Genomic DNA, 11,866 nt, shown 5'->3' on the forward strand with positions numbered 1-11,866 from the left:
TTTTAGAATTTCATATTCGAGATGGATAGTACGAAACCCTTGCAGCAGGCCAAATAACTCCATGAAATGATGTGCATGCCCTGCTTACCTTTTAAGAAGTCCAACCTAATAAACAGCCGCCCGAATCGGGCGGCCGCTCCATCAATTATGGTTGCTTTGATTCCTCATTCATTTTCGCCGTAACGCTTCTGACATCCAGCGCGTTGATGACACCATCCCGGTTCACGTCCAGCTTTCGCAAATCGCCCACCGGTTCTTTACCGATATGTCTGGCCACCAGTCTGACATCCCGGTGATCCACGATCCCGCTGCCATCAACGTCTTCAGGCATTGCGGACTGCGTTCCAATCTGAATCCGCGATAAGAACGTACGGTCCTCGCCGTCCGAATAATACAGATACCCGTCATCGCCGATCGTAAAGCCGTAGGCATTTGTTACGGTTCGGAAGTCCATGGTAACCGGATCCACTGCCACCAGTTTCGAGCCGAAGAGGGCATACAGAATGCCGTCGGCATCCCACTTCAAAGGAACGGACGACCATGCCCCGTAGTTGAACGGACCGCTGTGAACCTGCTTGTGCTTAACGATTTCCTTGGTCGCCGGATCCAACGCGAATATCGTTCCGTTAACAGCTCCCCAAATAAGTCCGTCATGTGGTCCGACCGTTAAACGACCGATAAATTCAGGCTTATCAATACCTTCAAGCTGAATGGACCATTCGTCGAGCTTCTGTCCGGTCACGGCATCCATGGTGAACAGCTTAGCTTCATTAGCAGTCGGGTTGCTTCCGAGGCCGTTATGGATATTGGTTGAGCCGAACAGAATCCCATCCTTATACGTCAGCCCGACGACGCTTTGATCTTGGACTACATTTCGGATCACCTTAACGCCGGTCTTATTCTCGGCATAAGCCTTGGGATCAATAATCGTCACGGCACCGCCGTTCACGCCGTATGCGGATACGCTGCCAAAATAAATGCGTCCCCCTCCGGATGTCGCTTCAATTAGGCGATCCTGATGAGCCTCCGGGTCAATCTGGAGGAACAGGGAGGGATTACCGCTTCCCGGCTCCCTATTTTGATCATATTTGTGAACGTTAGCCTTAGGATATACCCCCATATACATGGCATCCTCATGATAAACCATGCTGTCGGCCTGACCGAGCGAGATCGGCGATACTTGCTGTTGCTCCGGATCGTAAATAGCGCCTGTACCTGCACCGAGCGTACTCATAAACAATTGATTGTCCTTGCCCTGTTCAATGACATGAATGTTCAGGGGAGTCCCCTCTACGACGGGAGGCGTCGCCGTCAGCTTGTTCTGCGTGACGTTGAAATAAACAATCCCTCCTCCAAACTGCATGGTCACAAGGTTCATCCCGATCAAATCGGGATTGTCATGGCTGGCAATCTCCACCCAATCCGCTCCCCGGAGCCCGCTTCCATACTTCATGCCGGTGGTTCCGATTTCGCCGGTCGCCAGGTTATAATACTTCAGCGTGTTGTCTGCCACGAAGTACACCTTGTCTTGATAGGAGTCGGTTACATGCAGTCCCGTTACGTTGGACAATATGACATCGAGCCAACGAGAGGCTTTCACGTCATAAATGTACATATTTTTGGACTCGGAATATCTTGCAAATATATACCGGTCATCCACCAGGTTCATATCGTAGACAAAGCCGGTTTCTTGTTTGTTCATCAGCGGCTCGGCAATATTGACTTTAGCTCCCGATTCCAAATCCAACCGAATGATCTGGCCGTGGGCGGTCCCTGCGTAAATATGCCCGCCTTCCTCATCCAGCGCAATCGAACGGACATATTCTTGAGCCTGGTTGCCCAGCATTCTGCCATAATCCTTCGTTACGGTCCCCGCTCCTAAATCGTACTTGAACACCTTTCCTCCCGGGTATGTGCCGATATATGCATTTCCTTGGCTGTCGGTTACGAGGGACCACGGGCCCTCCTCACCAAAGTCATGCACCAGCTTCATTTCCTGGGTTTCCGTCGAATAGATCCACAATGTTCTATGGGAGGTTACATACACATGCTTGCCGTCCGGAGTCACTTCATGATGCCAAGCATCCCCGCCCCCTCCGTGCATAATCGTCTTATGGATCACCGTATTGGTTGTCATGTCCACCACGTTGAACTGGGCGGGAGAACCTTTAACCGTCGTAAACATCACCTTTCTTCCGTCCTGTTCGCCAACCGCGCCGTCATAGATGCTGATCCCCCGAATCGGCTGCGCCAGACGCTCCGGCTCCCCGTATACCTTATCCTCCAAGCGAACGGCACCGCCCTGAACGTAATCCTGGGCGTAAGTCACGTTAACCAGGTGAATGGAAGCCACGCAAGCGCATGAAAGCATAACCATAAGTCCCATCTTTACACTCATCTTCATCAAAATCAGCACCTTCCTTCCACTGCATAATAAAATCGTCGGAAACAGAAAAACTGCTGCGTGTCATGATGATCGCCGGTCCCTTGTAATTCATGAGTCCTTAAAAGGAAGGGCATCTGGTCTACGAAGTCCATTCCAGATGCCCTTAAGAAGCTTAAAATACGTTTATTGGAGTGCCGAGGCCGCCTGAATCAAATAAGCTGCGGCTTCCGTGGAAATATGCTTGCCTGCCTGCGCTTCGACTTGATTAATGAATGCAGAAACGCTGCCTTTAGCGGCCTTTGTTGCCAGGCTGTTCGCAATCCCGTGATTATCGATCCAGCCCTGCTCCGCAAAGCGTTGCACCAGCTTCTCCAGACTCTCGAAGCTGTTTTCAATCGTAAACGTAATATCATGCACCGATTCATTTCCCGCCACATCGCTTGCCCGGATCGTCAGCGTATGCTGGCCGAGCGGGAGACGGAACAACGGAAGGGAGGAAGAATCCGAATTTATTGGCTCGCCGTCCAGCGTAAGCGACGCGGTGTTCGAAGCAACCCCTGACCATTCATCCCGAAGCTCGAAGCCGATCTCAAGATCGTCCGAGCTGCTGATCACCTCAGGCACCGCCGATTTCCAATCGATGATAGGCCCCTCGCGATCCAACAGCCATTGGATCGATTTCGCCGCTTCTTCATTTCCGGCTTTGTCGATGGAACGATAGGTGAGCTCATAGCGTCCGCTCTCGTTCACTTGCAAAGGCGAACCTGCATAGGACATCCAGGTTTGCCCGCCATCCCACGAATATTCGGTGGAAGCGATCCCGCTTCCTTCATCGTAAGCCGACAGCGTTACCGTTACAGGGCTGACATGCCACCCCTCCTGTCCATCCGGCTGCTCCGGGCTGACCGTGGCCTCTGTCGTTGGAAGCTGGGTATCCTCCTCTTCCCCAACATCGGAAACGGGGATCATGTACATCCGTGTTTCTTGCGCGTAGTATATGTTTCCGTCATTCCCTAGGGTAAAGAGCGCCGTATTAATCCCTAATGCCTCATGCTCCATCGTCTCCGGATCCAGAACCGTCAGCTTGCCATAGAGATCGGTGTAGAGCAAACCGTCCTGTCCCCATCTCAGATGGATCGGCCGCCACATCCCGTAATCCGTGACGCCCGGATAGATAACCTTGCTCTTCACGACCTCCTGCGTCTCGGGGTCAACCGCAAACAGTATGCCGTCCGCGGCAGCCCAGAGGAGGCCGTCTTGATCGAAGGTCAGCCCGCTGATCATGATCGGTGCCTTCACCGCTCCCGGGATATCCGGCGTAAACTCGCTAAGCTTCACCCCGCTTACGGCATCCCATACAAACATCTTTGCTTCCGATTCGGTCGGATCGATTCCGAGACCTCCCCGGATGCTGGTCGAACCGTAGACCTTGCCGTCCCTGTAGGCCAAGCCCACAATGCTCTGGTTATGCACGACTTGGCGATGTACATCGAATGTATTCAATGCCGGATCATACGCAACGAGGGCTCCGCCCAATTCCCCGTAGTACGGTATCGTCCCGAAGTATACCTTGCCGTCTCCGGACGTCTGGACATAAGGGCGATCTTGATCTTCACCCATGTAGAACAGGGATACCGGATTCGGGTTCGGCTTGCTCGGATCCGCCTGGATCGGCTTCGTCGTATCCAATTTGCGGATCTCCGCCTTCGGATATATGCCGAAGTACAGATCATTGCCGAGCGAGCCAATGCTTTCGGCTTGACCCATCGGATACGTCGAATGGGTGCGCGTAATCGGATCGAATGCTCCTCCCAGTGCGGAGGTCATGCCGCTTGTATAAATTTTGCCGTCCGGCCCTTTCTCCAGAGCCTGGATCAGCGTAGGCTGCCCTTCGGCGACGGCAGGCAGCATCTTCTGTATGCCCGACTCAAAATTGAACAAGGCCGCCTTCCCACCGAATTGGATTGTTACCAAGGTCTCCCCCGGAAGCTCCGGATCATTCGGAAAACGAACCCATCCGCTGGAGCGGAAGCCGGTTCCGTAGGCAAGTCCCGTATCCGTTACCTGCTGCGTCGTCATGTCAAAAGCCTGGACCTTCCGATTTTGAACGAAATATACTTTTCCTTCATGTTCAGGCGATACATCGAGGCCGCCGTATCCGTTGTAAACCTCATCCAGCCACACGCCCCGTGCCATATCGTATATAATCAACGCGGTTGTTCCGTTGCCGTTTAAGTAAGCGAAGAGATAATCACCTCTTGCATCCAGACCGTATACGAACGGAAGACTGCTAACGCCCGGAATATCCCGAATCGGCAGCTCCTCCTTCTCGCCGGTAACCGGATTCAGCTTGACGATATGTCCAACCGTCCCGATTCCTGCATATACGATGCCATCGGCATAAGCGATGGAACGAACATATCCTTGGCCCTCCACCATCGTGCCGTAATCCGTAAACGTCTCCGTTCGAGGATCGAATTTAAACACTTTGGCGTTTGGATACGTACCGCCGTACAGATTTCCCTGCTCGTCCGTAATCAATCCCCAAATGGAAGTTTCACCCGGAATCGCGACCCCAAGATCATCAAGCTCTTTCGTTTGAGGGGAATAGCGGTAAACCTTGGATTGACCTGCAATATACAACGTTCCGTCTTCGGCTACGGCTTTTGCCCAAGAGCTGTCTGCATCCGGAAGCGGGAACGTGCGAAGCAGTTTATTGTCTGCGAGATCGATGACATTTAGCATCGCCGGCTTACCGTTGACCGTGGTATACATCACGTCCCGGCCGTCCTCTTGTCCATAAGCGCTTTCAAAAATCGCGATTTGCTGGATCGGAGCCCCCATGGAGACCGGCTCACCGAATTGTTTGTTAATTGGCGAACTCGCTTGCGCAGGAGATCCCTGCAGCGCTAATCCTACTAGCATGACCGTAATTAGAAGCAGCTGTCTTTTCAATCGCTTGATTCCCAAAGTCATTAAAGTTCCCCTTTCCTTCATATCGTTCCTGACTCGCACTCGGCTTTTAGGTACACTTTGTTTACAAGCTTACCTCTTTAGCCTCCTTTCTTATTGAATTTGGGCTTAGAACAGTTTAAACAGAGCCTCGCTCCGTTCTTGCTGGTTATTATAAAAACAAGCGAACGGTTCGAGAAATGTCTCATTTTCATTGAATTTGTAATTCTTCCCTGCGCTCCGGACGTCCCCCCAAACTGCGCTTGATTCAAGAGGATGGAACGCTTGTGGAGATTTCAAAAGAAGTAGAAATTGCTTAACTGCTACCTCATATTCCAGTCACGAAATTAAGGAACGGATTTAGCAAAAATAATCAAACCTGCCGCTCGGAGGTCTGCTGTGATCTAGTCAAAGAGGGCGGGACTCGGATAAGCTTCGAGCCATCCATCCCCCGACGTTTGAATAGGAGGAACCATGCGGATGAAACATCTTCTTGTAAAATCCATACTGATCGGGTCGTTATGTGCCCTGTTATTTTCCTGCCTCAGTTATGCGTTCGATTGGACTATCCATATGATGCAGGACGAAGCTCCCGGCAGTCCTTTCACCATAGCCTACGGCGCTCGCTTCATTCTCGTATTCTGCTTTGCTGCAGGGCTATGCCTGGATCATTATCGAAAAAAAGAAACGGATTAAACCCGGAGTATCCGCCTGCTCCCCACCTTAAGCATCATGGCCATCTGCTAATAAAAGCCCGCCGGGAGCGGGCTTTTATTTTTGAATGCTTATTTATGGGCAGCTGTGGTGAAGGAGATATTCGAAGACCGGCTCTCCAGGTATATTTAGCTTTTCGAATTGCAACAAAGCCCTGTTTCATTTTTTCGCGACGAAAACTGTAACTTTATGCGCCACTTATACGTGAATTACATAGAGAGGAGGGCAGGAACCTGAACAGTCTGGAATCGATTTATCAATATTACGTCAAAGACGTTTACCGTTACTTGTACTCCCTCTCTTATGATCACCATACGGCGGAAGACCTGGTGCAGGAAACCTTTTACCGGGCGTACCTGTACCTCGAGGATTGGAAGAATGAACGAATCAAGCCATGGCTATTCCGCGTTGCCCATAACGCTTACGTGGATTATCAGCGCAAGGCAAGCCGCAGCATCGTCAAGGATGCCGTTTTTTTCGCTTGGATGGTCGACCGGGATACGCCGGAGATCACCCTGCTCCAGCAAGAAGTCCAACGGGAAATTGGACGAATGTTGGCCGTTATTCCGGAGAAGCAGCGGCAGGCGGTGCTCCTGGTGGATGTTCACCAATTCACCTACTAGGAAGCTGCGGATATTATGGGCATCGCCTTATCCCATATCAAGATCACCTTATTCCGAGCCAGGCAGCGGCTGCGGGAAATGAAACGAAAGGACGGAATGTTATGAGCGAGGATTTCAAGCAACGATTGAGAGATTATGCTGACGGCAAGCTGACTGACGAGGAGAAAAACGAAATCGAACGGGAAATGGAGAAGCTGGAGGAATATCAGGCCTATTTAAACGAATGGATGGATAACGAACCGGACAACGCTGGATCTAAGCGCCCGGCCGACGTTCAGAACAATTTCTCACCCAAGAAGGAAAAACGAATTGTTCGCAGGGCCAAATGGAAGGCCCGACTCTCAAATACGTTGACGGTGATATCGGCATTCCTGGTGATCACCCTTCTTAGCTCGATCGGTACCGCACTGTTCTACGGTGTCGGCGATCCGAGCCGAAATGATAAATATCGGGATGCCATTGCTTCGGCCATCTCGATCACCATGCCTAACATTAACGTTTCACTGAACAGCCAGGGCAAAACCTATTTCATGCAAGAGATATACGGAGATATGGAAAAGCAAGTAGGGAGCGAACGAGTGATCATCGGCGAATACAGTGTTAATTTCCTGTTTGGGCTCCCGTCCGTTGACGTGGATTGGAAAGATCGCAGTTCGGGTTCAACACAGATTTTCTATCGGCCGGATGACCCTTCGGAGTCCTCTTCTGCAACTCAAGATGATGATCCGAATGGGCAGCCAAAGGAACAGGAAAAGGAAACTCCCCCTAGCGGTGACTGGTCCCGGCTCGAAAAGCTTCCCGAAGGCACCGTGGCCGAAGCATATTTATCGTTTAACCGTTTCTTCACTACGGATGAGCTGCTGAAGCAATTCGAGAAACGGAACATGGAGCCCGTCTGGTTTGCCGTGGATACCGGACCGGATGCCCGGTTTGGCGGCAGTGACAATGTGATTTCCGATCCTATCGGCTTTCCGGCATCCCCCGTCTGGCATCATGATGATTTAACAGTAACCTCTTATAAGGAAGAAAAGCGCGGCTGGTTCGGCAAAATCGTGTCCAGCGGCGGACATTATCCATCATTAGACACCTACGGGGACGGGGATCTGCGGAATGCACACTTCATCAAATCACTGCGGCTTATGCAGGAGTATAAACTCATTAGCGAGCGGGTGGCTCCGTTCATTGACGTCGACGCTTCATTGGCTTACGTAGAGGAGAATGGCATTCATCTCTACGGTGCCGTCATTACCGGTCCTGTCAAGGAGCTGCTGACGCTGCGCGAGGTTTCCTGGGTGCAAGATCTGCGTGTCGGGGAAGTACGGCTTTGGAATTGGAACGAGTAATTATTTTTCACCGAACCTCTTGGCGACTCGGAGCGAATATATAGGTGAGGTCACATTAAAGGAGGAGCAAGCTTGCAAGGTTCAGACTTAACGCCGTGGCTGCAGCGACTAAAGGAGGGGGACAAGGAAGCATTCCGGTATGTTTATGACCGAACCGTCGATAATGTGTACCGAACAGTGGCTCTTCTTGTATCCGGCCGGCAGGATATAGAGGATATCATGAATGAAATTTATTTTAAGCTTTGGCTCTCGTTACCCAATTATGACCCCAATCGTCCCTTTCGGAATTGGCTGCACGGAATCGCGATCCGGCAGGTTCAGGACTGGAGGCGCAGAAAATGGCGTAAATTTCGCCTGTTCGAACGCCAGAAAATGCTTGAAATCCAGCCCGAGCATCCACGGACGGACCGGGTCATTGTATGGAACGAGACAACCCGCGAGTTGCTCGAGCTTCTAAATCATTTATCCTACAAGCTTCGGATTGTCGTTGTTCTCCGGTACTATCACGAATACAGCCTTACCGAGATTTCCGAGCTGCTCGCGGTTCCGCTCGGGACCGTGAAGTCGAGGCACCATCAAGCCTTGAAAGAGCTTCGCAAACATTCTGTAGAGCTGGATTTAGAAGAGGGAGGTGATTGCTTTGTCCATTGAAGAACGTTTGAAGGATCACATGCATCAGGCGGCCGATCATCTGAATATCCCTCAGGATCTGTATGACAGCATATTACAATCGACCGAGGAGCGCATTTCCGACAGAGAACGGTTAACCCGAAAATCACGTAATCGCAGCATCATTCGGAATGCCTTTGTGATCGGCACGGCAGCTGTTTTCATTGTCATTGTCATCGTTTCCTCTGCCTTCATTTCCCCCGTGATGGCCGAAACCTTAAGCCGCATTCCAATGATGCATAATGTGTTTAAACTAGCAGGCGATTTAGGATTAAAGGCAGCTGAGCAGAAAGGGTTGGCCACGGAGACGGATTACTATGACACCCATGAGGGCTACACTTTGACGGCATCGCAGGTTATGTTCGACGGCATGCGCGGAGCTATAGCGCTTCAACTGGACGAGGCAGGACGTCCCGCCTCCCTGTTCGATCCTTTCGCTCGCAGCCAGTCTGAAGCTTCATCACTAAAAAGCAAGGGTTCCTTTCAAGTGATGAGGGCCTTCATCAATGGAACAGAAGAAAGCATTACTTGGGATATCGGCCCCGGCATCGATGCGGAATCCGCCATTGTCACGATTACCGGAGCGCCTTCGGACCAAGCTGCCCGCAGGCCTGTGCTGCCGGAGACGTTTAATTTGACGCTTGAGGTTAGACTCGAGATGATCCCGGAGCCGTTCGTCCTACAAATTCCGATGCGTCAAAATACAGATAATCGTATCTTATATCCGGACGCGGAGAAATCATCGAGGGATATCAGCTGGAGGCTGGAAGAAATGGAGCGTTCCCCAGTCTCCACTCGCATGGAACTGGTATTAGAAGAGACTTCATCGGATGAACGGACCATTTACTTTGAAGTCGTTGGTCAAGACGGCACAGAGATAAAAATCATTGACCTCTACGCATACGATGTGAAACAAGGTTACCGTCGCTTGGACATGCTGTACGAACCCCTTCCTGCCGATCATCAGTCATTCACGATTAAACCGTTCCGTTATGTGTATGGAGACTCCCCTAACGCCTGGAGGAAAGAATACATCAGGGATCTGGAATTGACTGTACCGATTGAGGGAAAAGACTAAAAAAAATTTTCGAATTACTGGAGGAGACCAACATGAAAAAATCGATAAAAGCAATGACCATCCTGACAGCTGCAGGCCTTTTAATGACTTCCGCACCGCTGTTGACTACGCATGCCGCAGCCAAAGCGAATACTTCTGCTGCCGCGGCCTCTACCCTCAAAAAAATCGATCCCAAATTAATATCCGAGGCACAGAAAAAGCTTAAAGATGCAACCGGTAAAAGCTATTCATTCAGCAAAGTGGAAAGCTGGAAAACTGGAAATGATAGCGGCTGGACGCTTACGATTAAGGGTGCCCGCTACAGTTATGTGAGCATTACCAACAATAAAATAGACTCCATCCAGCTTGAACAAAAATGGGCGGATCTGCAAAGCTCCAGCAAAGAGACTATCCAATCGGTGCTCAGGGATCTGGAGGTGGCATCGCTGCCCGAATCAGCCACCCTTACTATCAACTATTCCGGCAAGCAAGCCGATTCAGGCAAGGTTGGAGTGTTTGCGCACGTAGACAATCATTACATTACACTGCTTGACGGCAAAGTGAAGCGTGTGATGTCCACCATACCGGTAGAATCGGTATCTCAGGACATACGGGATGCAGCGAGCGATGCTATCAAAGGATTCCAAGGCATAAGCCTCGGCAAACTGACAAAGGCGTCCTATGGTACCGAAAATGGCAAATCTCATCTCGAGCTGACATTCCAGGGAACTTCCCCTAATATGCCGATCTTTATAAACATTGACGAAGCGTCACAGGGAGTTACGATGTTTGAAGTATCAAGTCTTCAGGATTCCGCAGCCGAATATACCAAAGGGTACAAGAATCTAATGAATATGAGCGAGGACAAGCTCCTTCAAGCTGCCATTCCGTTGGCTAAGAGCAGCATGAATCTGGATTTGACCGGGTACAAAGCTGCCAAGGATAAAGATCATCCGGGAACCGTCCATTTTACTATGAAAAATAAACAAAGCGTAGAAGGTATTTATAACTCGAAAGGGCAAATCTATTCTCTCAAGTTAAAATAACTAACGAAACAGCCAGTCGCCGAACATCCGGCGACTGGCTGTTTGTAATCGTAAGGTTTTGAGCCTTGACTCATAAACGGGTTTGTCCCCGGCGATCCTGCAAAGGCGTTTACTTCTTTACGGAAACGGTCATTTCAAGCTCTTGGATATACTGTTTGACAATCTCGCCGTTCGCGTCCACCTTGAATCGACCGGAGCCGTCATCTATCACTACCGGTTTAAACGGCTTCACCGTAATGGACTTGGCGGATTTTCCGACAGCCTCTAACACGAAATCGTAGTACATATCCCCTTTCGCGTTGTTTTCGTCTGTGCCGGATCCGGAGATACGTTCAATGATATGGCCTTGATCATCCACAAAATCAAAGAGAATGTCCTGATTTGCTTCCGGATGCTGCTTGTACCCCTCCATAATCAATTGCAATCTAGACGAGGTCGACGTGAGCGCAGCCTTGTTCAGCTTGAGGGTTACGTTGCCTGATGTTTTGGTCACGTTAGGCTTTACAACAACCGGCTTCTCGGCTGTTTTTTGGACAGGAATCTTCAGCTTAAACGGCTTTTTGTAGCCTTCCAGATCAACCTCGGCGGTAAGCTGGAACTTATCCGGGAATGCTTCGAGATTGCCTCCGAGCTGGGAGGCATCCGTCAAGTAGATGACGGCCGTATCATTTCCTTTTGGTCCCCATACGAGGGTTGGTCTTTTTGCGTGGTCGCCGCCGCCATACTCGTTAATCGATTTGCCGTTGATGGCCATCTTGATATTGCTGATCGATCCCTTGTCGCGCATGTAATCGCCTGTCTTCTCGTCAATTTCCCCTCCGACAAGCTTCCCGTCAAATCCTTTCCCGCTGCGCTTAAGCTCAATACGGACATGGTTCCCGTCATACAACGCTTTGGCAACGCTCAGGGTTACCCCCTCTTGGGTTACACGTTCGGATACCGCAGACTGTGCTTTCGCGGAAGGTTGGGTGGCTGCCTGCGCCGTCCCCCATGCCGCACCGCTTATAATCATCCCGGCCAAAGCCACGGAACTCATCACTTTATATACCTTTTTCATATTGATTCCTCCTGATTAA

At 50.6% G+C, this 11,866-nt stretch carries 7 protein-coding genes and 1 pseudogene; 5 read left to right on the forward strand and 3 right to left on the reverse strand.

Going from position 1 to position 11,866, the window contains the following annotated elements; translation table 11 throughout:
• Positions 1-145: 145 nt before the first annotated feature.
• Together BBD41_RS11105 and BBD41_RS11110 are read right to left on the reverse strand one after the other, a co-directional pair.
• Positions 146-2,404: a dockerin type I domain-containing protein gene (locus BBD41_RS11105; RefSeq protein WP_099477623.1), complete on the reverse strand. Its 2,259-nt coding sequence runs from the start codon at positions 2,402-2,404 to the stop codon at positions 146-148.
• A 165-nt stretch (positions 2,405-2,569) separates the two neighbouring features.
• Positions 2,570-5,362 carry an OmpL47-type beta-barrel domain-containing protein gene (locus tag BBD41_RS11110; protein ID WP_099477624.1) on the reverse strand — a complete coding sequence of 931 codons (2,793 nt, stop codon included), beginning with the start codon at positions 5,360-5,362 and terminating at the stop codon, positions 2,570-2,572.
• A gap of 923 nt (positions 5,363-6,285) precedes the next feature.
• On the opposite strand from BBD41_RS11110, the pseudogene BBD41_RS11120 reads away from it, so the two are divergent.
• From BBD41_RS11120 to BBD41_RS11140, 5 genes and pseudogenes are all read left to right on the forward strand, one after another.
• Positions 6,286-6,780, forward strand: a pseudogene (locus tag BBD41_RS11120) (sigma-70 family RNA polymerase sigma factor).
• Positions 6,777-8,018, forward strand: a complete 1,242-nt coding sequence (locus BBD41_RS11125; protein ID WP_099477626.1) for an anti-sigma factor — start codon at positions 6,777-6,779, stop codon at positions 8,016-8,018. The pseudogene BBD41_RS11120 and the gene BBD41_RS11125 overlap by 4 nt, the downstream one beginning before the upstream one ends.
• 72 nt (positions 8,019-8,090) lie before the next feature.
• Positions 8,091-8,669 (forward strand): sigma-70 family RNA polymerase sigma factor, encoded by a 579-nt coding sequence (locus BBD41_RS11130; protein WP_077569887.1) that lies wholly within the window; start codon positions 8,091-8,093, stop codon positions 8,667-8,669.
• Entirely contained in the window at positions 8,659-9,765 is a 1,107-nt protein-coding gene (locus BBD41_RS11135; protein ID WP_099477627.1) for a DUF4179 domain-containing protein, read from the forward strand. The genes BBD41_RS11130 and BBD41_RS11135 overlap by 11 nt, the downstream gene beginning before the upstream one ends.
• Positions 9,766-9,797: 32 nt before the next feature.
• A complete protein-coding gene (locus BBD41_RS11140) occupies positions 9,798-10,790 on the forward strand; it encodes a hypothetical protein (protein ID WP_099477628.1) in 993 nt (330 codons plus the stop codon).
• Between the two features lie 109 nt (positions 10,791-10,899).
• On the opposite strand, the gene BBD41_RS11145 is transcribed toward BBD41_RS11140, so the two are convergent.
• Positions 10,900-11,847, reverse strand: coding sequence for a DUF5643 domain-containing protein (locus tag BBD41_RS11145; protein WP_099477629.1), 948 nt, complete (start codon positions 11,845-11,847; stop codon positions 10,900-10,902).
• Between the last annotated feature and the right edge of the window lie 19 nt (positions 11,848-11,866).

Origin of the sequence: Paenibacillus ihbetae, assembly GCF_002741055.1 — a bacterium.
GTDB lineage: Bacteria > Bacillota > Bacilli > Paenibacillales > Paenibacillaceae > Paenibacillus_AQ > Paenibacillus_AQ ihbetae.